This is a genomic window from Blastocatellia bacterium (genome assembly GCA_035275065.1).
GTDB lineage: Bacteria > Acidobacteriota > Blastocatellia > UBA7656 > UBA7656 > DATENM01.
Window position 1 is genome coordinate 1 of sequence record DATENM010000065.1, and the last position, 24,284, is coordinate 24,284.

28 protein-coding genes are annotated in these 24,284 nt (G+C 56.7%); all 28 read right to left on the reverse strand.

Annotation, left to right across the window (positions count from 1 at the left end; translation table 11 throughout):
• On the reverse strand, window positions 1–3,420 hold a 3,420-nt coding region (locus VJ464_15815; GenBank protein HKQ06600.1), incomplete at its 3' end, for a hypothetical protein.
• Between the two features lies 1 nt (window position 3,421).
• Window positions 3,422–3,835 carry a hypothetical protein gene (locus VJ464_15820; protein HKQ06601.1) on the reverse strand — a complete coding sequence of 138 codons (414 nt, stop codon included), beginning with the start codon at window positions 3,833–3,835 and terminating at the stop codon, window positions 3,422–3,424.
• 1 nt (window position 3,836) lies between these two features.
• On the reverse strand, window positions 3,837–6,812 hold the full coding sequence (locus tag VJ464_15825; protein ID HKQ06602.1) for a hypothetical protein: 2,976 nt from the start codon (window positions 6,810–6,812) through the stop codon (window positions 3,837–3,839).
• Window positions 6,813–7,106, reverse strand: coding sequence for a hypothetical protein (locus VJ464_15830; GenBank protein HKQ06603.1), 294 nt, complete (start codon window positions 7,104–7,106; stop codon window positions 6,813–6,815).
• A 107-nt stretch (window positions 7,107–7,213) separates the two neighbouring features.
• On the reverse strand, window positions 7,214–7,618 hold the full coding sequence (locus VJ464_15835; GenBank protein HKQ06604.1) for a hypothetical protein: 405 nt from the start codon (window positions 7,616–7,618) through the stop codon (window positions 7,214–7,216).
• 90 nt (window positions 7,619–7,708) lie between these two features.
• Window positions 7,709–8,743: a hypothetical protein gene (locus VJ464_15840; GenBank protein HKQ06605.1), complete on the reverse strand. Its 1,035-nt coding sequence runs from the start codon at window positions 8,741–8,743 to the stop codon at window positions 7,709–7,711.
• Window positions 8,744–8,777: 34 nt separating this feature from the next.
• Entirely contained in the window at window positions 8,778–9,101 is a 324-nt protein-coding gene (locus VJ464_15845) for a hypothetical protein (GenBank protein HKQ06606.1), read from the reverse strand.
• A 7-nt stretch (window positions 9,102–9,108) separates the two neighbouring features.
• A complete protein-coding gene (locus VJ464_15850; protein ID HKQ06607.1) occupies window positions 9,109–9,591 on the reverse strand; it encodes a hypothetical protein in 483 nt (160 codons plus the stop codon).
• A gap of 7 nt (window positions 9,592–9,598) precedes the next feature.
• Entirely contained in the window at window positions 9,599–10,117 is a 519-nt protein-coding gene (locus tag VJ464_15855; GenBank protein HKQ06608.1) for a hypothetical protein, read from the reverse strand.
• Entirely contained in the window at window positions 10,114–10,821 is a 708-nt protein-coding gene (locus tag VJ464_15860) for a hypothetical protein (protein HKQ06609.1), read from the reverse strand. The genes VJ464_15855 and VJ464_15860 overlap by 4 nt, the downstream gene beginning before the upstream one ends.
• Before the next feature lie 13 nt (window positions 10,822–10,834).
• Window positions 10,835–11,758 carry a hypothetical protein gene (locus tag VJ464_15865; protein ID HKQ06610.1) on the reverse strand — a complete coding sequence of 308 codons (924 nt, stop codon included), beginning with the start codon at window positions 11,756–11,758 and terminating at the stop codon, window positions 10,835–10,837.
• A gap of 82 nt (window positions 11,759–11,840) precedes the next feature.
• Window positions 11,841–14,276: a hypothetical protein gene (locus VJ464_15870; GenBank protein ID HKQ06611.1), complete on the reverse strand. Its 2,436-nt coding sequence runs from the start codon at window positions 14,274–14,276 to the stop codon at window positions 11,841–11,843.
• Window positions 14,277–14,445: 169 nt separating this feature from the next.
• Window positions 14,446–14,724, reverse strand: coding sequence for a hypothetical protein (locus tag VJ464_15875; GenBank protein HKQ06612.1), 279 nt, complete (start codon window positions 14,722–14,724; stop codon window positions 14,446–14,448).
• A gap of 2 nt (window positions 14,725–14,726) precedes the next feature.
• Window positions 14,727–15,593, reverse strand: coding sequence for a hypothetical protein (locus VJ464_15880; protein HKQ06613.1), 867 nt, complete (start codon window positions 15,591–15,593; stop codon window positions 14,727–14,729).
• A 1-nt stretch (window position 15,594) separates the two neighbouring features.
• Window positions 15,595–17,106: a hypothetical protein gene (locus VJ464_15885; protein ID HKQ06614.1), complete on the reverse strand. Its 1,512-nt coding sequence runs from the start codon at window positions 17,104–17,106 to the stop codon at window positions 15,595–15,597.
• A complete protein-coding gene (locus VJ464_15890) occupies window positions 17,106–17,336 on the reverse strand; it encodes a hypothetical protein (GenBank protein HKQ06615.1) in 231 nt (76 codons plus the stop codon). Before VJ464_15890 ends, VJ464_15885 begins: the two co-directional genes overlap by 1 nt.
• A 124-nt stretch (window positions 17,337–17,460) precedes the next feature.
• A complete protein-coding gene (locus VJ464_15895; protein HKQ06616.1) occupies window positions 17,461–17,775 on the reverse strand; it encodes a hypothetical protein in 315 nt (104 codons plus the stop codon).
• A gap of 37 nt (window positions 17,776–17,812) precedes the next feature.
• Complete coding sequence (locus tag VJ464_15900) at window positions 17,813–19,612, reverse strand: hypothetical protein (GenBank protein ID HKQ06617.1); 1,800 nt, start codon at window positions 19,610–19,612, stop codon at window positions 17,813–17,815.
• Window positions 19,605–20,258, reverse strand: a complete 654-nt coding sequence (locus VJ464_15905; GenBank protein ID HKQ06618.1) for a hypothetical protein — start codon at window positions 20,256–20,258, stop codon at window positions 19,605–19,607. The genes VJ464_15900 and VJ464_15905 overlap by 8 nt, the downstream gene beginning before the upstream one ends.
• Window positions 20,258–20,626, reverse strand: a complete 369-nt coding sequence (locus VJ464_15910) for a hypothetical protein (GenBank protein ID HKQ06619.1) — start codon at window positions 20,624–20,626, stop codon at window positions 20,258–20,260. The genes VJ464_15905 and VJ464_15910 overlap by 1 nt, the downstream gene beginning before the upstream one ends.
• A complete protein-coding gene (locus VJ464_15915; protein HKQ06620.1) occupies window positions 20,623–20,958 on the reverse strand; it encodes a hypothetical protein in 336 nt (111 codons plus the stop codon). Before VJ464_15915 ends, VJ464_15910 begins: the two co-directional genes overlap by 4 nt.
• A 3-nt stretch (window positions 20,959–20,961) precedes the next feature.
• Window positions 20,962–21,414, reverse strand: a complete 453-nt coding sequence (locus tag VJ464_15920) for a hypothetical protein (GenBank protein HKQ06621.1) — start codon at window positions 21,412–21,414, stop codon at window positions 20,962–20,964.
• Between the two features lie 289 nt (window positions 21,415–21,703).
• Window positions 21,704–21,898, reverse strand: coding sequence for a hypothetical protein (locus tag VJ464_15925; GenBank protein HKQ06622.1), 195 nt, complete (start codon window positions 21,896–21,898; stop codon window positions 21,704–21,706).
• A gap of 17 nt (window positions 21,899–21,915) precedes the next feature.
• On the reverse strand, window positions 21,916–22,938 hold the full coding sequence (locus VJ464_15930; protein HKQ06623.1) for a phage Gp37/Gp68 family protein: 1,023 nt from the start codon (window positions 22,936–22,938) through the stop codon (window positions 21,916–21,918).
• Window positions 22,939–22,942: 4 nt separating this feature from the next.
• Entirely contained in the window at window positions 22,943–23,254 is a 312-nt protein-coding gene (locus VJ464_15935; protein HKQ06624.1) for a hypothetical protein, read from the reverse strand.
• A complete protein-coding gene (locus tag VJ464_15940) occupies window positions 23,244–23,483 on the reverse strand; it encodes a hypothetical protein (protein ID HKQ06625.1) in 240 nt (79 codons plus the stop codon). The genes VJ464_15935 and VJ464_15940 overlap by 11 nt, the downstream gene beginning before the upstream one ends.
• Window position 23,484: 1 nt before the next feature.
• Window positions 23,485–23,682, reverse strand: a complete 198-nt coding sequence (locus VJ464_15945) for a hypothetical protein (GenBank protein ID HKQ06626.1) — start codon at window positions 23,680–23,682, stop codon at window positions 23,485–23,487.
• Window positions 23,679–23,870, reverse strand: coding sequence for a hypothetical protein (locus VJ464_15950; protein ID HKQ06627.1), 192 nt, complete (start codon window positions 23,868–23,870; stop codon window positions 23,679–23,681). Before VJ464_15950 ends, VJ464_15945 begins: the two co-directional genes overlap by 4 nt.
• Window positions 23,871–24,284 lie beyond the last annotated feature (414 nt).

Sequence of the window (24,284 nt, forward strand, 5' to 3'; positions counted from 1 at the left end):
CAGGTTGCGATTCGTTGGCCCGCCAAAAGCGCTGATCATCTCATCAGCGCGCATCTGAAGCGTGTAGTGGCCGCTCGTGCCGATGTTGATCTTCGCCGTCGCTTCTGAAGCCGTGGCGGCGCGGTTGACCGCATCCACGTAGTTGACGAGCGCGCCAGCATCGGTGACCACCGCAAAGACCACCTCTTTGTACTGCTCCTGGTTATCATTCGCCGTCGCATACATCTTCTTCGCGACAAAGCTGCCCTTCTGCGCGTGCAAGACCGGCTGATTCAAGCCAGAAGGCGCGGTGGTGTCGATCTGCATCGCGTCGGCTTCCCAGGTCGCCACCGTCAGCGATGACACAGGCGATGCCGCCGAAGTCCCCACAGCGTTCGTCACATAGTAGTAAACCTTTAGCGTGACGATGGTTGGAAAGAGCGTCAGCAGATCGCCTCTCTTGAGATTGAAGGTGTGCGTGTGCGTCAGGCCAAAATCGAATTTATATTCGCCCACCTGCGTGCCAAATGTCGTGCCCGATTCGGTGACATAGCCGAGCACCGCATTTGAGCCATCCCGCGCTTGCAGCACGACCTCAACCTTTCCCGCGGTCGGGAAGGTTTTCATATTCAGCGTCGGCAGCGGGCATTTAACCCGCAGACCAATCTGCTTTGGCACCAGCGCCGGCGCGGTCGCCAGCACGGGCACGCCATCATCACCGACCGCGCTGCTCTGCCGAGGTGAAAGCTTGCTCGACCAGTTGTGCTTGCCATTGCGGGCGACCGAGGCGGCATAGACGACCGTGCCCGCTGCGCCGATGTCCTCTTGCGGGATCGTGAAGTGCAGCGCCTTGCCGAGAATCAGATTGATGCCGACAGGCGGTGATAGCGGGTCAGCGGCATACCAGGCTGGATTGTCTGAGCCGAGCTTGGTCGGGTCGGTGGCATAGCTTGCGTTGGTCGTATAGTAGGTGCCGTAGTCTTCGGTGTTCTCGGCGCTGATGTCGGTGATCTTAATTTTCACGCCATCCGGGCGCTGCAAGACGTTGATCGCCGTCACAAATGGGTAGGTGAAGCGCGGCGGCGAAAGCGCCACAGTCAGCGATGGATAACTCAGTTTGGCGACGGCGATCTGCGTCCCATCCGGGTGCGCGATGGCGGTTGACTCGAAATAGGGCTTGCGATGCCCGCTGCCGTCGACATCAAACGAGACAGACCCCACGCCTGTGCCGGTAATCTTATCAACTTCAAATTCGCAAATCGCATACTGTGCGCCGGCGAAGACTGTCGCATCATCAACACTGGCGCTCGCCGCGATGGCTGTTAGGTCAGCCATCAGGTGCGTGGCTTTGGTCGGGTCGGGAATGTAACCAAGCTTGCTCCTGGCGCGCGACGGCGGCAGCGCGATGAAGACGACTTCAATACTGCGGTTCTTATAGAAATCGAGCTGAAAATCGCCTGACGAATCGAAAGCCGTGTCGGCCTGCGCAACTTCTTTAGTGGTGCCGCGCCGCCAGAGATTCGGTGATTCATCCGTATAGTGCCACCAGGCTTCCCAGGCCGCGATTGGCGGCAGGCGATGAATGCCCTCGGCAATCTCGTCAGTCGGATCAAACGCAGGGATCGTGCAGGTCGCCGTAATTGTGGTCAGCTTGCCGCCCGTGTCGCCTTCAACCGGATCGCTCACCGCAAGGCTCACCGGCGTCACATCATCTGGCCGGCCTGACTGGCTCGTATCGGTGCCCGTGCGCTCCAGGTCTATATCCAGGCCGGCATAATCGCGGTTGTAAGTCGCTGGCTTATAAAGCTTGCAATAGAATTCTCGATAAGGAACCTCGCCGAAGCTCCAGGTCTCCGTCAGCACCCGGAAGACATAGTTGCTCGCATTGTTCGGGACGTCTTTCCCATAGACGTTAGCGAGATCGCCGTGAACCACCCGCAGGCTGTCATAAAAAGGTGTGCGGAATCTTACATAGATATTGCCCTGAAGCCCCTCGCGCAGCCGGATCGCGCCGCTGATCTTTGCCTGCTCAACATCAAATAGAGCGATGAACTCAACTTCATCTTGTGAAACCTTCTGGTAATTACCACCAGCTAATAGCTGTGCGGCGCGATCACGAACGAAGAAAGGCTGCGCTTTATGCCGATTGGCGAGCCTGAAATCTACCTTCAACTGGTTGGGGATTTCATCGAAACTTTTCTCTTCAACATTCTCGATGTCGTCTTCGATTAAAATCCCGCTCTGCCCTGAATTGATCGTCGCGAAGGTCGCCGAGGCGGCTTCGTCATTGCGCTTGGCGCGAATCTGAATCTGGCCATTCGGCCAGGCAATGTAGCAGTGACACTCGCCGAGCAGCTTCTGGATCAGGTCGATAAGCGGCTGCTGCTCGCGCAGCTCCAGCCTCGCCTGATAGCGTGTCCCCGTATAGTCGGCGGTTTCCGCCAGCGCGTCGTTATCAAAGTCACTATCGGGTGCGCCGAGACCGTGATTGGGATCGCGCAGAAGGTCTTTGATGATCAGCGGCAAATTCTCGGATGGCAGGCCGGTGTCGATCAGCGGACGGCCATTGGCGATGGTGCCGCGCACGCTATCAGGCTGCAAGTCCTGGTCTTTGTTATCCCAGGGGAACAAGGCAAAGCCATAAGCGATGTCATCGTGCGCCGATCCGTCAGGGAATTTCGTCAGATTGTGTGGCGTGGTATCGGTGCCGCCTGGATGAAAGACGACCTCTTGAGCCTTAATCGTGTCGAATAATTTGAGGTTGATAATATCATCGGGATCGAAGGGCAAGCCTGGCGCGCAACCTGAGACAATGAAATTGACATACGCCCACGCGCCGCCATTCTCGAAGCGGTAGATCACCGGGCGAATCTTTTTATTGCCGACGCCGTAATAGAGCGGAATGATCGAGGACGGATTGAGATCGTCTTGATTGGTTTCAACTCCTGAGATAGTGAACCCGGCTTGCGGCAAGCCCTGGCTCGGCACTGGCAGGAAGAGACTGTCGAAGATGAAACTCAAATTGAGATCGACGGTTTTTTCAGTGCCATTGTATGTAGGCCGGAGCGAGCGCCCGCGCCAGAATTCAAAACCCGTTTCCTTGTCCGGCGAGTAAACATAGAGGACGACGAGCTTGTCTTCAAACACCTCGCTTGCGTCAATCGCCTGAAAGGGGAAAGCCGATTCGCCACTGGCAGGCAGGTTATCCAAATTGAGCGTGATCTTTGGGAATTCCCGATGCTCGGCATCAACGACGCCGAAGGTCACAGTCGGCGCGGTCAGGCGATTGCCCTCCCAGCTCGCGCCATTCCAGGTGACGTTATCGCCGCTGCTAAAGTAGCGCGTCCCTGAGTTGAGATGCCACTCCATCAGCAGGACGGGCGCGTAAACGTTCCTCTTGCCCTCAAGCTCGATGAATTCGGATGGTAGAGTGCGTGGCATATCAATCCAGAAGCTTTATTGTCAGCGACGTGTCCCAGGAACAAGAGCCGCTGAGCGTCCACTCAAGCAAAAAGTCAGATGGGAACCTGGCTTTGTGCTGGCCGGTTTCCTCAAGCGCCGAGATGTCCACTTCATAAACAATGCCGCCGTTGGAAAACTGGCCGGCAGAGGTTTCTTCAAAGACGTAGACAGTGAATTCAAAATCATCCGTGCTCGACATTCGAGCGTTGAAAAACTCCGTGATGGCATCACGCTCATCTTGTGCGATGTCTTCAAATACCAGAGTAATTTCGCGATGGTTGAAATTGCTGCGCACATAGCGACGATAATCGCCATTGTCATATTCGCGCTCGGTCGCTCGATAAGCGTGTCTGGCGGTCGATCCGTAATAGCCGATATAAGGGAATACTTCCATTTCACTTGATCCTCTTGACCACCTTCGCAAAAGTTGATTTATGCTCGTGCTGGATGTTGGTCGCCGTCAGCACCTTTTGGCCGCGCATAAGCTTCGACCAGGCGTTTTCGTTGAGCTGAATTGAAACCTGCATCGGTCTTTGCGATGAAGACCTGCTTTGGTCAGTAAACCCAATTCTGCTGAAATCATTCTGCTGCCGGTTTGCGCTTGCATTCGAAAGATCAATGATGATCGGCTGCGGCTGAGTCGCGCGAGGCGTGCCGCCTACGGTTGATGATGTCGAACCGCCGCCTGCTGCGCCGGATGCCGCGCTGTCACCACCTTTGATAGCGTTTGATGCGAGATTGCCAAGCCCGCTCGCAATTCCCGCAAGGGCAGAAAAAGCAGCTCCCTGAATAATCTCAGCATGACCGGCGGCAATCAGTGGAGTACCCAGGCCGGGAGTAAGCGGGTTGGCGTTCCAGGCTATCCCTTGAAGGACATCCGCAATACCTTTCGCGATCAACTGGATGCCGAGTTGCCCCAACACTTGCGCAACGATTTGCGTCACACCCTGGACAAGCGCCGCGCCGAATGCCGAGATGAAATCACCACCAGCGGAAGTCGCACTATCGAACGTCGACTGAATCAGGTTGCCCATCTGATCTGCGGCCCTGCCGCTTTCAAGAAAATCTAAAGCAACGGCTTTAATGGACGCTCTCAAGCCACCGAAGAAATCACCTTTGTTGTACAGCTCAAGGGCCTTCAATCTAAGCTCAAAAACTCGGATGTTTGAAGTAGCGTGGCCGAAATGATCATCAACACCTTTAACGCTTAACCCAAGCGCATTGAGCCTGCTGTTGATTCTTTCAATTTCATTGATGTTGACTACAGAAACGTGCCCGCCTGAGCGTTGGCTGAATTTATCTATGAGAGCTTGAATCTGTTTTTCGTGCTGCTCCCATTCTTTTAGTTGCCCTTTGAAATAGGCTTCGTCTTCTTTCGCCCTCGCTGCATTGAGTTGATGCTCGAACCGCCCGCCTTCGGTGGTCAATTGCTCGAATGTCTTGAGGTTTCTTTCAACAAACCAACGCTGAAACTCGTCTTCATAAGCCCGCTTCATCCGCAATATGAGTTGCTCTGACTGTTCGGTTACGCCAAATTCCTGCTGTAAAGCCAGGGATTTTTGTTGAAGTTTCAGATTTAAGGATGCAACCTCTCTGTCGTAGGCATCCTGTATGCCTGCGATCTCTATACCGCGAATCTCATCAGCCAGCCTCTGTTCAGCAATCGCCCTATCTTGTGCCACCTTATCGTGTAGTGCTTTTTCTCTGACGGCGATGTACTGAAGCGCCTCTTCACGATCCCGCTTGTTGATCTTGAGATGATCGCGCTCTGCCTGTATGTCGTTAGCAATCCTCGCGTCGCGCGCCGCGAAGTTGTCAGCGTTCAAGGCAGCGAGCGCATCTTGTGCCTGCTTTTTAAGGTTCACCAGTTCGTTTGCATAGGCCCGCGCCGCCGCCGCGCCGCCGTGGTGCGTTTCGGTGAATGCATGCATATTTTTTTCTGCAAGCTCGGTTTCTCTCGCCAGCTTCACAGTCTCTTCGCCGCCCTTGGCAATTTCTGCATTGTACCGGCGCTGCGCTTCGGCATGATTCAAAACCTCGCCGGCTTTAGCAGCATCAAAAGCCACCTTGAAGCGGGTTTCACTGATAAGGTTCTGTCCACTCTTGAACCGAAGAGTCGCAAAATAGGCGCTGTCAAGCGCGGCGGTCAGAGCATCCAAGACAGCCTTTTCGGCCCCCGTATGTCTCGCCATCTCAAGTGTGGCTTCTGCGGATAGGTGGGTTTCTAATGCCAGCTTGATGTAGCTTTCAATCTGCTTATGTACCGCTGCTGTAGCTTCGACTCTTGCCGCCGTTGCCAGTGCCTCTTTCTTGGTCAACTGCTCCGTTGTCTGCCCAAAAACGCCAAATAAAAGGGCAACCTCACTTGCCTCCCTTTTTTCACTGACCAGAGATTCGGTGGCTGCCCTTCTCGCCGCCTCTTCGGCTTTTTCTTTCTGCGAAAGATCAACCAACGCCTGCCCTAACGCGACATTGCTCGCGACGAAGTCATGCATAACCGTGGCACGCTCTTTCGTGAACAGTGCCCCCGTATGCATAGACACATTCCGATCTGCGTCTATCTTTAACCCCTCTTCATCGAGTTGAATTAGTTCATCTTTGGCTTTGGCGAGGGCCAGCAGCTCGCCGATCAAGAGCGAGGCTCCAGCGATCAGCGCAATTTGTCCGATGCCGACGGCTGAAATCCCACCCGCGAGCAGGCTCAAGGCCCTTGCCCCTCCCACACTCACGCCGGCGAGCTTATCGACTGCCGCGCCTGTTCTAATTGTCGCGCCGGCAGTGAGTGTCGCCGTTTCGGCAGTCTCCACATTCGCCAGGGCTAATGCTTGTTCGGCCCTTGCCGCTTCCAGGGCGCTTATCTTCTGAACTTCTTCACTGGCTGCCTTCTCATCGGTGGCGACTGTCGACCGACGCATCTGGGCCGTTACGTCATTCAATTGCGCCTTCAAAGAATCTTGCTGCTGAATGTATCCCGCGAGTTTGGCCTGGCTATCAGCAAGCGCAGTATCCAGGGCCTTTTGCCCTGCCCCGTATTGCTTGACTGCGCTCTGTGCGTCGGCCAGCACCTTCGTCTCGCCGCGAATCAGTCCCTCAACATTTTTGATCTGACCTAGAAGCGCCGCCTTCTGATTAGCCAGCTCTGCGGTAGACGCAGCAGCACCCATCGCAGCCTTTGATTGCTCACCAAAGGCTGCTGCCGCCGCTTTGGTTGATGAAGCTACACCATTCATTGCGGCACTTGCCTTGGCGTTCGTCTCTTGAGCCGCCGCGCCTACTCCTTTCACGTCGGCCTGCACGCCCTTCAGCTCGTCGCGGGCCTGGCTTGCTTGAACGAAGACCTCAGCGCCAATTTTTCTACTGCCTTCTGGCATCTACTTTTGCTCTAGCTTGCGGTTTTGCTCCCAGACCTTGAATGATTCTCGCCGCTTGATCTCGGCGCTGACGATCAGCAGCAATTCATAATCGAATGCGTCGAGTTGCTCGATCCGACAGCCGAACTCAGTCACTTTGCGGTGAATGTAGAGGCCGTGGTTCGCCAGATCGCCATAAAGCGTCGGCGGATCGGTGGTTTCATCCGCCGTGTGATCGAGAATGGATTGCCATAGTTGCCGCGCATGACTGCACGCTTCGCATTTGCGACTCCTCCGCTCCTCGGGGCTGATCAACTCGCCGTCGCTCTCCCACAGATATTCGGGACATCCCTCTCGGTGAAAGGCGGTCGAATACGGGTTATCCCCCTCACCGCTCTTGAGGATCAGCCGAGCAGCGATGGCTATTTTTTTTCGTCAACATCCGGGAAGACAGCGGCGACGTGCTGTTGGACCACTGCATCAACGACCATCAGCGCCTTGGCCAAAAAGAATTCAAGCGGCGTCTTACATTGGCCAAGGTTGAGCGTCGGCGTCACTCCATCAACCGGGTAGGGCTCGAAGCGGACGAATGTTCTCCTGAAAAGGTATTCGCGCGCCTTGCCGTTGTCGCCTTTGGCGCGGCCAGTGCCGTTGCGAATCTCTCGATAGCGGTCGAGCACCGGCTGCTTAAAGCCACGCATCACCATTTCACCGAGCGGCTCGCCGGTCTTCACGTTCGGCACTTCGTATCGGTGCAGGTTCTCTTCTTCGGGGGTTTCAGCCTGCGGTTCGAAAGCGTCCGCGCTGAGTTCAACTGGGTCGGCCATTTTGAATCCTTTCCTTTGATGAAAAACGCAGAGGGCACGTAGCGCCCTCTGTTTTGAAGAGGGTTCTATGTTTACGATGGCTTCTCAGATCTATGGCGAGGCCACCAGCCAGGAGTTTGAGCCCGCTTTGCAAGTCCAGACGGCTGGGCCGCTGTCGGCGATCACGTCAATCGTATCGACCTTGCAGTTGAGTGTTGGCTCCAGATCATCCTCGCCTTCCGTCGCCGTGATGTAGCACTGGTTCATCAGCAGCGACACCGACCGCGCCGGCGTGACGCCGGCGTCGAGCGTGATCTGCAGCGTCAGCAACGTGTCGTTGTCGAAGTAGCCATAAACGGTGCCGCTCTTGTCCCCGCAATAGACGAATTCGACATCGAGCTTGGGCGTGTCCTTGCCGTATTTGTATTTCGGCACCAGCACGCTACTGCTACTGCTCCCCGTCTTCCTCGGCTGTGGCGCGAAATCGTAAGTGATTTTCCACGAAAGGATGTCGGTGGTGATGTCAATCGGGCCACCACCATTTGGGTAGAGCTTGAAGTTGAGATGAGCGCCGATTAGATAATTCAGCACTGCGGGCGTGGTCGTGAAGGTGAACGATGCCTTCGTCGTTTCCGACCCGTCGGTCATATACTCATAGGTCAGCTTGATCTCATCCTGCCCGCCGCCGCCTTCGATGGTGATCTTACTGACGACCGCACCCTTGTAAAGTTTGTAGCCGCTGGTCAGCCCATTGCAGACAACGCCCTCGACATAGCTCTTGCTGATGGGATAAAGCGTGCAAACGCTCGGGTGTTTGATCGTTAAGGTATAAGGATCACCGGAGCCGCTGACGCTGAAATTCCCAAGCCCCTGCAAGAGCAGGTTGGTGATCACCTCGACGCTCGCATCCGACGTGCGCGCGAGTTTGCCGCTACGCCCCTTCAACTGGCGCAGCGTCTTGCCCCGCGTTCCGTTGATGCGGTTCTGATTCGTGCGGTAGGTCTTCTCAATTTCGGTCGGCTTGAAGTCATTGACCTCGTACCAGGAACCCGCAGCAATGTCTGCGTCGGCTTCCTGGATACCGAACTGCCCCTCCGACTTTCCGTAATTAATCATCCAGCGATAGGCTTTGGTCGTTCCGCTCATGATTCTTCTTCTCCTTTTTGACCGTCACCTTTGCTTACTGGCGGTCTCGATTCGAGCGCTTCAACTTCGTCCTGCTATTTGCGGCTTGCTCAAAAAAGCCGCTGGCCACTGCCGCCACCGCGATCATGGCGGGAACTTCAAATTCATCCTTGTCGGCTCCGGGATACCAGTGCCGTTGGTGCCCGCTCCCGTCTTCGTAAGGTACATCGTGCATCGGGCCATCTTCGCGCTCGACGCGGACGATGCCCACGCGGCGGCTGTCGGGATCGCCAGCCGGCTGTGTCGTCGCGGAGGTCGCCGAGCCGCTTGGCGCGGTGGCCTGAGTCATTTGCGTTGAGTCTTTTTCTTCGTCAGCCATATTCACCTCAGCAATTGACGTTTGCGACTTCAACCGACAACCGCATCACCGCGCGGTGCGCCGGCCAGTCGCCGATAAGCACGTCTTCAAAATCGTTCGGCAACTCCAGGCCGCCGTGTCCAACACAGCGCCCAAGTCCGAGCGTCACGTCGGCTTCGAGCTGCGCGGCCAGCGTGTCAACGCGCGCCTGCGCGATCTCTTCGGAAGCCGCCGCGTCGTCGTTGCTGTCAAAGAGGCCGAAGTAAAAGCGAATCTCATAGACCAGCTCGACTTTGGCCAGCCGTCCTGGTGTGCCCTTTATCGTCGGGAAGCGGCGGACTCGGCGAATCCAGTAGCAATTGAGCTTTCTATCGACATCGCGGAAGAGAGCAGCCCATTCCGCAAGCCGATTCTCTGCCGGATAGCGCCAGCGCCGATACACACGCGCCTTGTTGTCGGCGGCTTGAATCGCCGTCATGAGGGCGCTGCGAATTTGCGGCTCTGTCAACATAGATCAATCACAACTGGTCAAAGACTTCTTTCACGCCGCGATCAATCTCGCGGTTGACGAAGTCGCGGTTGCGCTCAAAGGCATTGCCGATGGGCCGCTTCGCCTTGATGCCCTGGGTGCTGATCTTTCGCCCTACTCGATAAGTCACATCATCGAGCTTTTCGACCGGCGGGCTGATGACGCGCTCAACCCAGAGCTTCAGCTCGCCGAGATTCGGGAAGGCTGCGCCGGGCCGGCGACCGAATTCAACGTCATTCCCGGCTTCGTCAACACCCTCGATGATCGGCGCATAGTTGATGCTCGAAAAAACGAAGCCCCTGATCGTCGCCGGCTGCTGCTCGACCGCCGTCTGAATGCTGCCGCGAAAGAGGCTACGGTAGACCGGAGAATTCTGCTGCGCTTCGCCCTGCACCTTGTATAGACCTGCGTTGATGAAGCCCGGCATCGTGTCATCAAAGACACGGGCAAAATCATCGAAGCGGATGTTGTCTTCGACTTTGATTTCGATGTCGAAGTTTCTGATCATCTGAATCGCCTCGAATGCGTCAGGCGGTCGCCGCCGCGCGAGTTCGCCGTATCCCAATTCCTCGTGACACTGGCCGCTGGCGGCCCGGACTCGTTAGCTCCCGCGCCCAGCGCTTCATTCGCCTGCTTGCGCAAGCTGGCCCCGCGTTGTTCATACTCCTTGGCCTTCGATTGATAGTAAGAGCCGCTCATTGCCGAAAACATCGCTTGCTCGCCGGTCTGCGTGAAGTGCCGCGCCAGGTCGTCACAGCCCTCCGCCGCCGCCAGCTTGCAGAAGGTGAAGAAGTCGCTTGCTGGGATGGTCGAGCCATCGGCATCAATCGTGTGGCCACCCTTGAAATGAAAGCGAACCTTCTCGCCGCTGCCGATCCCGGCGCTGACGCGGATCACCAGGCCGTCAGGCGCCGGCTTGCGGTAGAACTGCCAGTCGCGCCGGTCGAGGAATTCAGGCTCGCCGCTGGTTGTCACTGGCCACTCGATCATCGGGTCGCCGGAAATCTCTTCATCAAACCCGGCCAGAGCAGACACCGCGAAGTCGCTGCTATCGCTCGTCAGCTCAATCACGATGTCGAGCGGGCGCTTGCGCTTGTAGACTTCGAGCGCGCGGTCGATCAGCGCGTCATAGTCGTTCGCGAGAATGCCCGCGCCATCGCGAATCAGCCGCTGAACCTCGGCGATGTAATTTGATCGGACTTTCGTCGGCATCGGCTCGCCTCGGCTATGGGGTCACGATCCGGTACTTGATCGAAAACACCAGGTCTGAGTTGCCCGCTCCAGGATTCGCGGTGGGCACAAAGACCACGACGGCTGCGTTGGCCACCGGAGTCAGTTGCGTGACGACCGATTTGACCGTCGCGTAGTTGGTGCCTGACGACGAATTCAAGAAGGCAGACGAGAGATCAGCCGTCACCTTTGCGCCTGAGCCGTTCGTGTAACGAAGCTCAAGTGCATTTGATCCGGTATAGGCGACCGAATTGAAGACGAGCTTGCAGGTGATCTCGTCTATCAGAATGATCTTGCCCGCGCCGGGCGCGCTGATCAGCGTGTAAGGCGTCGTGTTCAACGCCAGCACGCTCGCGGTGGGCACCGTCACTGACGCCGTGCGCGCGATGTCTTCATTCAGTCTCAGCGTCGATAGCGTGCCAGCAGTCAGATTGCTGGCGTTTGCGTCGGCACTCGAAACAATTGTGGGCGATCCCCGATAGCTCAGAATCTCGACATGGAAGGTAAAGCCACCGCCTGCGATGGTATAACTAACACGCACCTTGCCCGCCGGCACCCGCGTCGCATAGACCGTCTGTGAGGATGTCCCGCTCGACACCTGGGCAAAGCTCGCACCGGTTAGATCAAAGGCCGTCGTACCGCCATCCGGCGAATCCTGAAGCTTGACGTTGAGCGTGCCGCCCGTGGTGGCCGTCACGGTCAAGAAGACAACAACGTGATCATCGCCAGCCGGCAGATCGATCCAACTGCTCACATCTGAGGACGTGCGCGCCGCCGATGCCAGCGGCTGTTTTATGGTTTTAACGACCGTCTGAGCCAACGCCGGCTTTGCCACGCCGAGCGGCGTGATCGGCAGCAAGCTGATCGCCACGACAACCGCCGCCATCACCAGATCAGAAAAGATTCGTTTCAGCTTCATCGCAAATCTCCTTTCAGCTCTCCTTAGAAAATGAGGGCCGGCCCTCCGGCCCTCTGAGCCCACTCACATTGGGAGGAAAAGGTTAGCCGCCCACAGGCGACGACTTGACGGCGCCGCGAGGATCGACCGGATAGCCGCCATAAATGTGGCGAATCTTGTCGCGCAGAATCACGTCGTTGTTCATCGCTTTTTCGTGCGTCTCGCCGCTCAACGAGTAATACTCCGGCTCTTCGTTGCCCATGAAGAAACCGATCACGACGATGTCAATGTCGCGCGGGTTCGCGGTGAGCAGAAAGTCGTTGGTGTCTGTCGCAATCGGCAGAGGCACCGGCGTGATGCCGAGCCGGCGAATCGTCTGCGCCAGCGCACTGGTCTCGCCGCCTGGCTGCTGGTTGAAGTCGGTTGCCGCGATGGCATCGAGGTATTGGGTCGGGTGCAGCGCCAGCGTCAGGTCACGCGGGTCGACCATAAACGGCTCGTTGCTGCCCGGCTCGGTCTGGGTGAGCAGCTTCGTCACGCCATTTTTCAACCCATCCGGGCCGAGCGGATCGCTGATCAAATTGTTATGGTCGGCGTGGAACATTGTCTTGCCGTCCTGGTTCAACGTCGGGTTGTTGAATAGACAGGTCAGCCAGACGAACTTGGCGAGCGTACGCGCCGCCGCGCGGCCCAGGCGCTGCTGTCTGGTGCCCAGCCCCATCAGGTCGTCGTTGGCGATGTCCTCAATCGTCAGCTCGACGATCAACCCACGCTTGCCCGGCGAGTAATACTCCTTATCGTCGGTCAGCGCCGCCGGCGTCGTGTACTCGCCGTTCTGACTGACGGTCGGCAGGTCAGCGAAATAGCCGAGCAGGATCAGTTGCTGCTGTTTGAAATCGGTCAGGCGCTTGATCGTCACCACCCGACGCCACTGCCAGTCAACTTCCCGGTAAGCCGCGATCAGTTGCTTGTGCATCAGGTTGCTCATCAGGTCGGGGAAGTCCGACGTGAGCCACGGCGACTGCGACTGCCGCGTCATCCGCATCGAGCGGCGGGCGCGGCCCGTCAGCCCATCGTCTCCCGTCAGCTCGACGTAGAGCTGGCGCAGGCTCGGAATCGCCGACACATCGTCCCAGGTCGACTGCTCCGGCGTGAATCGCCGATTGCCCGTGGACTGGCGCACGTCACGCTCGACGTAGCTCTCAACGCAATCGAACTCTGCCCGCCTCATCCCCATCGCCTTGGCAACGCCGATTGCGTACTTGTCGTAGCGGTTCGCGCCGACCGTCACGACGCGCGGGTTGTCGACGCGGCCCGACTGTGTCGTGGCGGCCAAAACGGCGCGGGCGTTCTCGACTTCGCGGTCAACGTCATTGAGCGTCGCGTCGTCGCCGAGCCGCTCGGCAATCGTCTGCTGCACCGCCTGATCCAGCCCCGAACCGCGCAGCGCCTGCGCGACCATTTCTTCCCGAACGCGCTGCGGGAGCTGCGCCCATCCTTCATCATCTGTCGGCGTGGCCGCCGTCGCGGGCGCGGCAGGTTGAGTTTCGAGGAGGCCCATCGCCTGGGTGACGAGCGCTTCATTATCGCCAATGGCTTCCGCGAGCTGGTCTTCAGTCGTTTCCGCCGTTACGCCCTCCGTGCTCGCAGTCACCAACGTCTGGCGCACGAGCTGAAAACCTTGCGCGTTCCTCTTGAAAAGCAACGCCAGTATCTTCTTGTTCATTGCATTTGCTCCTTCTTCAATTGTTCGCGCCCTGCGAGACGCGAGGGCGTATTTTGGATAACCGTTCGCAGCCGCGTCGGTGACGATGTCGATAGTGATCGGCTTCACCTTCTCGGCTTCCGTTGCAGATTTTTGGTCACTCCAGGTGACTTGCTTCGCCTGGATGCCAACGAAAATCGACGCACCATAAAAGCTCTTGTTCCCGGCCTTGAATGCGGCGATCAAATCCTGGCGCAGCCAGTCGGCTGAGGGCTTGATGTTCAGTGTCGCATCCATCCCCTGGTCGGTGATCTCGAAGTTAGTCCACCAGCCGACCAGGTCTTTAATGGAACGCTCCGGCTGGTTGCGCATTGCGTCTTCGGTCGCGTGGTCGGCAAAGGCTTTGAGGTTCTCCCATTGATAGTCACGCAACGATTGTGCGAAGACCTCTTTGCGCCAGATGTGGCGGGTCGCGCTCAGGCCCCAGGCGACAACCTGAAACCGCCACTTCCACCCTTCCGGATCGAGCGACTGGCAGATCAGGCCGATGCCCTGCATCACCTCGACGGTTTGAGGGCCGTCAACCGGCACGTACTCTTCCCTGACTTCGACCGGCGTGCCGAACGTTACCTTGTCGCCTTCGATGGTGTAAGGAATGCGATACTTCTTGGCTTCATTTGAGTCGCAGACGATGACCGAGTCATCAAATACTTCGTCCGGGTAGTAATAGATCGGCTCGCCGCCGCGCCTGAACTGCTCTCGCAGAGCCGCCGCGAGCCTCTCAATCAGATCGGTAAGGCTGATGCCGGACTGCTTTGTCAGATGAATTTTCATCGCTGAAACCCTGTCTTCCGCATTCCCTGGTCGCCGCCTGAAGCCAAAATCCAGGCCGACACCGCAGAGGGCCATTTAATTGCGTTCAAATGGCCTCAAAAACGCTCGGAGCCGAAAGTCCGCGCTGGGGAATTTTTTTTTCTCCGACGCGTCTGAGGGCAAATAAACGCTATTTCTGCGCCTTGCCTTCTTCGGCCAGCACCCGGCGCACGGTCTCCTCGACCAGCGTCACGATCTCTGCGCGGCTCATGCCGTTCTCGACCGCCGCTTGAGCCGCCGCCGCGCCCGCCGCCTTCGCCTTCACTTCCTGTTTGGCCTGTGCGATCAGCGCGTCGCTGACCTTCGTGCCATCCCTGAGCAACAGCACTTTGTTGTCAGTGGACTTTTGAAAAATCTGATCCTCTGGAACGTCCTTGATCGATTTGAATTGAGTAATGTCAGTCGCCATATTCACCTCTCGAATTTCCGGTCTCTATCAAGCTTGAAGATGCGCTTCATCGTTGGCTGTGAAACGCATCGACAGTTAATTGTGTTGCCAGCCGAGCCGGCTGGGTCTCTTGGAAACATCAGCTCTTCGCCGCCTACCTCGAACGGATCATCCAGCGCCCGCTCCTGCCCCATCGCTGCAAAATGAGATAGCCGGGAGCGCTTTGTCAGCGGCGGCGGCAGCCACCGCTTGCCCAGCGCCCAGCCAGCCCGTCGCATCGCTTCGGCGTCTGACCGCATCCTCGCTTGCGTGGCGATGGATTGCATCCGCAAAAACTCGGTGCGGAAGATCGTCTCCGCGCGTGCCGCAATCGAGCGGAATATCTTCGGGTCGTCGAGCGACCTGCCGATCTCCGCGATGGACGTTTGCACCGTCACACTGCCCAGCGCCGCACGTTGGAGTACGCCGTCAATCGCGGCCTGCGCCGAGGTCGTCACGTCGGTGATCAGTGAAGCGCTGAACTGCGTCGCGACCTGCACGATCTCGCGCGAGATGCCTATCGGCTGGTTGACGCCGAGGGCCGCGCGCACAGGATCGCTCACCAGCTCATTGCCTAGATCGAAGGCGCGGTTGATGCCCTGATTGAGACTGGTTTCCAGGTCTCTTTTCAGATGCTCAAGGCGCCGCTCGACCGCCGCGCGCACCTGGCGCAGCCAGTAGGCATCCCATTCGGTATGCCCCCCTTCAGCCATCCGGGCGACGATGTCGCTCCGTGCCTGATCTAGCAGGCCGCGCGATTCTTCAATGAGTTGGCGCTCCTGGCGAAGTATGTTTTCAATGATCGCTTTGACCCTGCGGTCAAATTCCTCTTGGATTTCCGCGTCGCCCATCTCACGCCACAGCCTCGCGCAGTTGGCTTATGCGTGTTGGCGTGTAATCCGACTCGGACTCGTCTTGCTGTTGCTTATCGGCTTCCGCCAGTTCTTTCTTTGCGTCGTACTCGACACCGAATTGCGCGATGATTGAGCCGAAGACCAGAGCCGCCGTTTCACGCATGACCCATTTACGCCCGACGGCCAGATCAAGAGCGCCCGTGACTTGAGCAAGAACAGTTCCGACTCGTGAGAGATCACGGGTTGAAAGCTCCGGCATATTCACCGCGAACTTTCGCGACAGCTTCCTATTCAGGAATTGCCGCCTCAGCGCAGGCCGGCGCATCAAAAACTGATCAATCTGGTAGTCGCCGATCTCTCTGAAAACGGCTTTCATCTTGCGCTGCCGCGACGCCAGGCCGCGCAGGATCGGCAGATCGAGGTTTTCGCTCGATGCGCGATTCGAGTTCTCGGTGTCCCCGTAGAAGAAGGGCGCAAGTCCCGCCGAGCCGAGCGTGTTATTGCGAATTGATTTCGACAGCACAGCCGTCTCCGTAAACTTCAGATCGGGGGCAACAGCTTGCCATGTCACATTCTCGTTGTGGGCGCGGATCGCGCCCGGCTTCGGCTCTGCCTGGCCCTCAAGCCACTTTTCAATTTCCGGCTCGGTCTTGCTTTTCAACTCCACGTCCCAGATGAAATTCAACAGCAACGCCACGCGCTCCAGGTCGTTGAATGTGGCCTGATCCCACGCGTCGCAAAGGTCGGCAATGGCTTCAAAGTCAGAGCGCCCTCTGGTGCCGTCCGGTGCGCAGTTGATGCGGAAGAAGAGCAGGTCGCCGACTCTCAGGCCATAAGTCGCGCTGGCCGTGTCGGTGTCTACGTTTGCAACCGTGTAATACTTGCGCACGCTCAGGTCGTAGAAAGTCGCCGCACCCGCGCCCGCACCAGGCTTCATCTTCACGACGCGCATAATGCGCCGGTTGCGTTGGTCGGCGAGTACCTGCTCGACTTCAACCGGGTCAATCCAGCCGAGCGCGACGTGGCCCGAAACGTCATTCACGAACGTCGGCAGTAACAGTTCGCCGTTGATGCCGATGTAATCAACCAGGTCGAACTGATACTCGTCGAAGTTCGTCACCGGATCGGCGATGAAGTCATCCAATATGGGCTGAATAATCTTCTTATCCTCGGCGTCGAAAGTGACGCCGTCGCCGATCACAAAATCTCGCCGAATCTCGCGGATGCGCTTGCCGAGCGGGTTCTGACAGGCGAGATAGTTAGCGATGTCAATGAGCCGATCTTGCTCAATGGGAGTGAGATCACGCCTGGAATTCCCCAGACGACGCCAGCGACCATCTTCAGGATCGATGCCGCTTGAAGCCGCTGATTGGCGCACCACGCGATCCGCCTCAGCGCGTACCAGGTCGCCCATCTGCATCCCCTTCTGATAGGTGACACCGAGGTCGCGCGCCGCTTGCTTCACAAGCGCCTTATCCGCTGGCTTCTTTTTGTCTTTCTTCTTCGGCATTAGTCTGCTGGCTCAATCCTGGCGCGAATCCACTGTTTTGATTCAAAAGTCAATTTGCTACCGTTACGCAGAAGAATTGAAAGCGCCGCGATATTGCCATCCGGCGTCACACCCAACACCGAGGCGCGGTCAATTTCGCTGTTGAGCGCCTCTTGCGCTTCCTTGGCAGTTAGCTTCTTTCCGCGATTCGCGTCTTTCATTTCGATCAGGCCGTCGCGCAGGGGATTCACGGCTCCTCGCTATAGAATCCCCTGCCAGTTCGTGAGCTTTTACATTGCCGACGATATAAGCCTTGCGGTCGGCGCGTGGGCGGCTCCTCGCTACGCCCGGCTCGTTGTTGTCAATGGCATCGCGTTACGTCCGCAGATCGCCGGGCTGGTAGATGTCCCAGGTGCCCGGCTCGCGGCTCGAATCCAGCGGCGCATCCTTCACGCAGACGGTTCCCCAGGCATTCACAAAGACAATTCGATCAACGGCCCTGCCCTGACCGTCGCGCCTGCCATCGAAGTAATGTCGGTGAATCTGCGCCGGCACCTTGCGCCCGCCCGGCTCGTCTGTGCCACCTTCTTCATTGGTGAGCTGATAGAGAATCGGCTTGCCGGCTATCGGCTCGACCGAGCCGAACAGATGCGCAAGAAGGTCTGTGTTTAACGTCAGCGGTTGTTTCATAAAAACCCCTTTCTGAAAAATCGAAATGAGGAACCTGTTACGCGGCCCGCCTGAGCCGCCTGATGCCCATCAATTGCGCCATTCGACGCGCTTCACGATCACGCTGCATCCGCTCGCGCGAGGTGTTTCCTTCAGGGTCTTTGCCGGCGCTCGCTGCCGCCACCGATTTGTTGCCTATTGAATCCGCGCTTTCGAGCGCATCAATGGTGTCATCGTAAGGCCCCGGATAGTCTTGCATTTCTGAAAACCAGCCGGGCCTTCGATTCTCGTCTTTCCACTTTTGCGGGAAGCGCATACCGCCATTAGCCACCCGAATCGACAGGCGCTCTATCCGAGCTGGTTTCTCCTCTGTATGCAGGAGCGTATGAACAACCTTGTCCACGCCGGCTCTACGCAGGTCGTCTTGAAAATCCGCACCGAGAATGTCACCGAAGGAATTCTCCTCAACGGTTAATTCAGCCGATTGGTCGGCCTTCACGATGGGGGGAATCCATTCAAGTATTTTGCTACGGGCAGCGGTCGGGCTGAGTCGCTCCCGGAACGCATCAACGACGTAGCTAATGCGCCCCTCTTGCCAGTAGAGAATCTCGGCATAACCAGAGAAATCAGACTTCTTTCTCCCTTTGCCCTTCTTGCCCTTTGAAGGATCGACGTAGCAAATATGTTTGAGCGATTTGCCTTCCAACTCGACCGGCGAATAAAAGAAAAGCTTTTCAAGATCGAAGAGCTGTGTCTCCGGATCGCGCGGATCGTTCATGTACTCCGCGCCAAACTTGATCGGGCCAAGCAGCTCGCGCAGCGCCAGAAGTCGCTTGATGCTGAATCGCGCCGGCCAGGTAGACTCCATTTCGCCGGCATCGTTGCGGCGCATCGCTGCGAACTTGATCGAAGTGAACAGCCGGTTGCCGCTGGCGTCGGTCTTCCGCTGTGCCCTTGCAATTGAGCAATCGAAATTGATATTGGTGCCGATGACGCGCAGGACGCCGCGCTTTGGATCGAGAGCCGGCATCACCGCGCTCATCAACCAATTCCAGCTCTTGTCCCGCTGCTCTTTGGTTACAACATTCTCGTCATTATCAAGGTCATCGCCGTTGAAAACGGTTGGCCGCTGGCGACCGAAGCGGCGACCGCGCATCTTCCCGCCACGGCCCACAGCGTCCAGGCGTACCCGGTTCGTCGTGATGATCCGCCCTTCACGCCAGGTGACTCGCCCGTCTTTGCGCTGGATCAACTCGGCTTCTCGCCAGATGCCGCCACGCTCAGGCTTCAGGTTTCCGAAGTCAGCCTTGATTTTCTCGTTGCTCTCAAGCTCTTCTTTTATGTCCTCTAACTGGCTACTCGCCTGCTCATAGGTATCACTGCCGAGGATGATGTATGGGTCGAGGCCATGACAGATGCGCCGCAGGTTATCGCAGAGATTGACGATGACGGACTTGCCAAACCCACGCGGGATCATCACCGCGAGCAACCGCAACTCCGGGTCGCCTTCGTGAACTTCGATGCCGAACTCTTCTACCCAGCGATTCAAATCCTCCGTGTCGTAATCCCCGGTGATCAGCTTATCGAGTGCCTCATGAAACTCCGCTGAAGGCTCCTCAAAATAGTGCGAAAGATAAGTGCGCCCAAATTCAAGGGCTGAGTTGGTCGTCCGCGCAAGACGTTGCTCGCGCGTGCCATCAGCGTCAGTAAAGGCGGCGCGGCCCGCAGCAATCTCTTCCGAAGCGATCTGCGCGGCTGCGCGTAACTGCTGCACTGCTTCGGTGGCCTCCTGAGCAAGCTGGCGAAACTCTTTCTTGCTCAGGCGCTTCTTCGGTATTTTGATTCGCGTCTTAGCCATTTACTTCAATGAAAGCTTCGAGATCGTTCAACAGCTCTTCGCTGCGTTCCGTCAATGCATCCGCCACTCTCGGCTCTTTGCCTATCATCCATTGAAGGATGAATCGCCAAGTCGTTGAGGCGATGCCGAACTTGTCTTTAGCCAACTCCTGTTGCTCCCGCTGTAACTCAAGCCGACGCTCTTCAAGCCTGATCTTCTCTGCATCGAGATCGAGCTTGCGGTCGCGCTGTTCGACCAGTGCATGTCGCGCCGCCTCACGCGAGACATTCACCGCATCAATGGTCTCGAATTCCTGATCGAACTTCGCCACCGCGCGCTCGGTCAGCTGCTTGCGCAGGAAGCGGGCGATCATCCCTGTCGGGTTCTTCGCCGCCGCCTTGATCAGCGTTTCGCCCTCGGCCTCGATCAGCGCCAAAACGCTGGCGCGTGATTCTTCGCGGGCTTGGCGCTGGCGGTAGCGCGAAAGGTCTTGTGGCGTCACATCCTTCAAGTCTTCAAACAGCCCTGACGATTTGCAGCTTATGCAAATCTCTTCGTAAGTTCGGCGTGGGTCGGCGAGCAGGGATTCGAGCAGGTCTCGCGCTTCCTGGTGTTCAGGAAGCTGCAACTTATCATAAAACCCGCGCTCTGAGCCTCGATGGTCCATCAGGCTTTTGCCACTCCCACAACGGAGTCGTCGTTGCCTTCCATAAAGCGGCGACCCCGCTGGCGGATGCGCAGCATGATCTTTTCCGCCTCAAACGAGTCGAAGCTCATACGCTTGCAAGTCGCGAGATAGCGGGCCTGCTGCACATCATTCAGTGCGGCCTCTGCGTCGGCGGGGAAGATTCTCAGCAGTTCTTCGCCAGCCAGGTATTCGACCTGGCTAAAGAAATCCTCCCAGGAGGTCGAGCTGTTGAGGCTGTCCATGATCGCGCGAACCCGCTTGGCCCTGAGCGCCGAGCCGGCTTCATTCAGCACGACCAACATGCAGCGCCGCGTCTCTTCGGTTTGGATTTGGTCCAGACTTTTCACTTCCTCTCCTGGTCAACGGGGTTCGGTGATTTTGTTTCGAGGGCCAGCACACGGGCTTCGATCACTCTGTGCTGAGTTATTACTGCCCGCAGCATAATTTTCAGTTCCTCGGTTGCCTCGCTCGACTGCTTAAAAACATCCGTTAGCCGCCCGATTGATGTCGCCTCGGCCTGTCTGACTTCGGCCTCTTTGATCCTGACCTCCAGCTCTGCCAGCCGCACCTTGTTATCGTCCAGCCTGACAGCCTTCCAGTGCGGAAGAATGAACCGAACGATAATCACGAAAACAGCAAGCGTCGCCGCGTAAGGTGTCAGGTCTTTCAGCGCCTCCATCGCCTACTCCTGGTTGAGCGCGTCGGCGATCTCTTGAGCGGCCAGGTTCGCAGCCACGAAGGCCATTTGCACGCGACCCTTTACTTTCGGATTTTTGATGTGCAGCACGCCCTGTTCATTAAGCACGGCCAGCGCGGCGGTGACATCCGCCAGAGCTTTCGAGAGGTCAACCTTTGCCGTAGCATCGAAGGTCTTATAGCTCGCGGCCCGTTGATTGAATTGCGAGAGGGCAAGCTTCACCCCATTCAATCCCTCGGCGATCTTTGCTTCTTCGCCGGTGTCAAAAAGTCCTTCGTCTCTGAATGCGGGAAGAAGCTGAATCACCGCTCCCGTAGCTCTCTCGATGCGGGCGCTGGCATTCTTGACTTTCTGAACTTGATTCGCGTCACAGGCGCTGGAGACCAGCGCGGCGCAGAGTAGAGAGGCGGCGATTGCCGCTACAGAACGTTTGATCATTTTGCTTGCCTCCAACCTTGCCAAAATAAGAAAAGCCCGCCAGTCCTTTCGGACTAACGGGCTTCCCTGAGCCTCTAAATTCGATTCAGGCGCTCACTGGCGCTCTATGTCTGAAGCAATATACCCCTCTTCATGACCAGATGCAATGGGAATTTTAATCACGACTATTTTTTTACAGCGGCTGCACGGTAGCTCTACCGCGCCGGATGTCTCGCAGGTGGCTGCGAGAAGCCGCTTGCGGCAGATCGGGCAACGCAGCTCTCTGTCGAATTGACTTCGTTCGTCTATGCTAGACATCTTTTCGCCCCATTCTAGCCAGCACTTTCTTTATCTCTTCCCTCGCAGTGTTGACCGCTTGAGCATTTAGTTCTTCGCGAGTGCGAACGCCTTTTTTTACCAGCCATTTTTCTACGACTTCGCGGGGCGGCTTTATACCACCACGGCCTGCGATCTGGTTAAGCAACTCATCGACAAAATCAGCCATTGTTTCTATACCTCTGATCAAACTCTACTGAATTCTAACACCTGCGGAAACTGATTCCATTCAACGCCATCAAGTAGCCGACCTGCCTTCTTCTTGCCGACACGCATCCACGTCATGTCGGTCTCGCCGATCATCGGGTCTCGCCTGTTGCGTTCGTCTAGCTGATCATCAGGCAACCATTCACCCCATTGCTTGAAGAAAAAGGCAACTCCGGCAGTCTCGCATTGATCGCGCAGCGAGCGCACCCAAGTAGGATGCATCGGTCGCGCATTCGGGCCACTTTCGCCGCCAACGATCACCCACTTAATTGATGTGTTGATACCGGGCGTCCAGAAGTCGTGGTCATGATGTGCGCCTTCGGAATTGGCGGTCGGTTCTTCGCAGTAGTAACCACAGGGATGCGCTTGCCCTAAATCAATCCGCCTTAGCAGCGGCTCGCACGAAAGAAAACGTATGGCAGCCGGTGTCTTCAGAAGATAAGGTATGCGTTCGTTTGCGGTCTTCTGATCTTCGACGGAAACACCAATCCATACATTTGGCAGCGGCCATTTGTCGCACATATCGGCTTGAAGATGACAGGCTGCAACATAGTCCAGGCCGTGATTCTCACAGAGTTCACGCGGATCATATTCAGAACTTGAGCTTGCCCACTGAAACCATTCAAGCATTCGCTGTGGCCGCTTCGTCAGTACCTGATAAATGTGATGCGGGGTTGCCATCATCACCGCAAAGATAGCTGCTATCTCTTCGTTGCTGACTTCATCATGGAACAGGTCGCTCATTGAGTTGACGAAGATTCTACGCGGCCTTTGCCACCTCAAAGGGTCTTCAAGATGCTGAGGAATGAATCGCAATTTGCCAGTCCATCGCGGGCCGCTCGGCGTCATCTTCGCCAAACCATCGTGGGGCTGGCCGATGCCGCTAAATCTCGCAGCAACGCGCTCGGCGTAACAATTGCGGCAGCCCTCACTCACACGCGAGCAGCCACGAACTGGATTCCACGTTGCATCAGTCCATTCGATTCCAGATTTATCACCCATACAGTTACCCCTTTCGCAACTTGATGCCCGCGCGGCGGCAGCATTGTTCAAATTCTTCCAGTAGCTGGAGGCGCTTTTTCTTATCCGTTTCGGTTTTTAAGAGGTGATTGATCTCCTCCATCCTTTTCGAGTTTTCCAACTTACGATAAGCGCGTAAATACCCCTCAAAGACGCCCAAATCCTTGAGAATTATTTCAATAGAAAATAGAGAGCATTTTTCGATATAGAGGGCCAGCGCCTCTTTCGAGAATTTGAGCAAAGCGGGATGCCTCAGCTTTATATCCCGCTCAAGCCAGGCCAGTAGATCATCCGACATCAGTAGCAACCTCCTTGCTCACGTTCAATCGCTCTACGCTTTGAATCGGGATCAGATTCTGATGGCAGTAGCCGATCACCTCATCAAGCTCCGATCTCCAGCCGAGTGCTTTCCCTGTTGAGACTTGCTCAACAATAAAATGCGCGAACAGGTCAGTCTCGATGATCCGCACCGGGCCGATCAGCTCGCCGAGCGGTCGCTGTGGTTTGAGTCTTAGGAGCTTCTTCATATCATTCGCCCAACTCGAACTCGAATAGCCATTCATCATGCCGTTGCCCATCGGCCCACCAGATCACTTCATAGCTGGGCACCGCATTGACCTTTTGACATCTAGCAATGATGCGACCCGGAAGCTTCAGGGCCACAATCCTTACTTCCTGCTCCAAGCGAAATCGAAAGCGAGCGGTGTAAGCGTCGGCATCGCTCATCTCTGAGCCTCGTAAAAAACTAAATCGTCTTTGCTCAACTCGAATTCGTGAGCCATCATCAGCGGTTCTTTGATCACATCACCCGCAGGCGTTGCGTATGTGTAAGTGAAGCCTTTAGGTAGGCTAATAATCTGAGCCACCTTGACCAGATTAGTGGCTTCAAATTGGTGCGAGTCGGCGATGAGCAAGACGCCAACTCTTACTTCCGTGGAGCTGGTGACGCGCCGGCCCTTGCGCCATTTGCCGGTTGGCCGGCCCGCTTTGCACGTCCTCAATTTCATTGGTGAGCGAACTCCAACAAAGCGTCACAAATCTTGTCGTTTGATTGCTCTAGGCATCTGGTGCATAAGGTCACGGTTGGCGCATACTCATAATCGCCCCAAGTCAAAATCCACACCACATAATCGGAAACCGCTTCTTGCTTCGGAGGCTTGTTACAGTCATCGCACTTTCCAGACTGCATTGCCCAAGACTTCTCAATCTTTATCATTTGACTCCCTTCCCTGCCTGCCGATCATTTGAGAGAAAACCCAGGGCGCTGCCTTGCCTAGCCCGATCCCGCTTGATTCAGAGCAATCCCAAACGAAGGCCCACCATTGTCG

Bases quoted from the DNA above. Each gene is read 5' to 3' on its own strand.
- VJ464_15820 (HKQ06601.1), bottom strand. From the start codon at position 3,835: ATGGAAGTATTCCCTTATATCGGCTATTACGGATCGACCGCCAGACAC.
- VJ464_15825 (HKQ06602.1), bottom strand. From the start codon at position 6,812: ATGCCAGAAGGCAGTAGAAAAATTGGCGCTGAGGTCTTCGTTCAAGCA.
- VJ464_15835 (HKQ06604.1), bottom strand. From the start codon at position 7,618: ATGGCCGACCCAGTTGAACTCAGCGCGGACGCTTTCGAACCGCAGGCT.
- VJ464_15840 (HKQ06605.1), bottom strand. From the start codon at position 8,743: ATGAGCGGAACGACCAAAGCCTATCGCTGGATGATTAATTACGGAAAG.
- VJ464_15845 (HKQ06606.1), bottom strand. From the start codon at position 9,101: ATGGCTGACGAAGAAAAAGACTCAACGCAAATGACTCAGGCCACCGCG.
- VJ464_15850 (HKQ06607.1), bottom strand. From the start codon at position 9,591: ATGTTGACAGAGCCGCAAATTCGCAGCGCCCTCATGACGGCGATTCAA.
- VJ464_15855 (HKQ06608.1), bottom strand. From the start codon at position 10,117: ATGATCAGAAACTTCGACATCGAAATCAAAGTCGAAGACAACATCCGC.
- VJ464_15860 (HKQ06609.1), bottom strand. From the start codon at position 10,821: ATGCCGACGAAAGTCCGATCAAATTACATCGCCGAGGTTCAGCGGCTG.
- VJ464_15865 (HKQ06610.1), bottom strand. From the start codon at position 11,758: ATGAAGCTGAAACGAATCTTTTCTGATCTGGTGATGGCGGCGGTTGTC.
- VJ464_15870 (HKQ06611.1), bottom strand. From the start codon at position 14,276: ATGAAAATTCATCTGACAAAGCAGTCCGGCATCAGCCTTACCGATCTG.
- VJ464_15875 (HKQ06612.1), bottom strand. From the start codon at position 14,724: ATGGCGACTGACATTACTCAATTCAAATCGATCAAGGACGTTCCAGAG.
- VJ464_15880 (HKQ06613.1), bottom strand. From the start codon at position 15,593: ATGGGCGACGCGGAAATCCAAGAGGAATTTGACCGCAGGGTCAAAGCG.
- VJ464_15885 (HKQ06614.1), bottom strand. From the start codon at position 17,106: ATGCCGAAGAAGAAAGACAAAAAGAAGCCAGCGGATAAGGCGCTTGTG.
- VJ464_15895 (HKQ06616.1), bottom strand. From the start codon at position 17,775: ATGAAACAACCGCTGACGTTAAACACAGACCTTCTTGCGCATCTGTTC.
- VJ464_15900 (HKQ06617.1), bottom strand. From the start codon at position 19,612: ATGGCTAAGACGCGAATCAAAATACCGAAGAAGCGCCTGAGCAAGAAA.
- VJ464_15905 (HKQ06618.1), bottom strand. From the start codon at position 20,258: ATGGACCATCGAGGCTCAGAGCGCGGGTTTTATGATAAGTTGCAGCTT.
- VJ464_15915 (HKQ06620.1), bottom strand. From the start codon at position 20,958: ATGGAGGCGCTGAAAGACCTGACACCTTACGCGGCGACGCTTGCTGTT.
- VJ464_15920 (HKQ06621.1), bottom strand. From the start codon at position 21,414: ATGATCAAACGTTCTGTAGCGGCAATCGCCGCCTCTCTACTCTGCGCC.
- VJ464_15925 (HKQ06622.1), bottom strand. From the start codon at position 21,898: ATGGCTGATTTTGTCGATGAGTTGCTTAACCAGATCGCAGGCCGTGGT.
- VJ464_15930 (HKQ06623.1), bottom strand. From the start codon at position 22,938: ATGGGTGATAAATCTGGAATCGAATGGACTGATGCAACGTGGAATCCA.
- VJ464_15935 (HKQ06624.1), bottom strand. From the start codon at position 23,254: ATGTCGGATGATCTACTGGCCTGGCTTGAGCGGGATATAAAGCTGAGG.
- VJ464_15940 (HKQ06625.1), bottom strand. From the start codon at position 23,483: ATGAAGAAGCTCCTAAGACTCAAACCACAGCGACCGCTCGGCGAGCTG.
- VJ464_15945 (HKQ06626.1), bottom strand. From the start codon at position 23,682: ATGAGCGATGCCGACGCTTACACCGCTCGCTTTCGATTTCGCTTGGAG.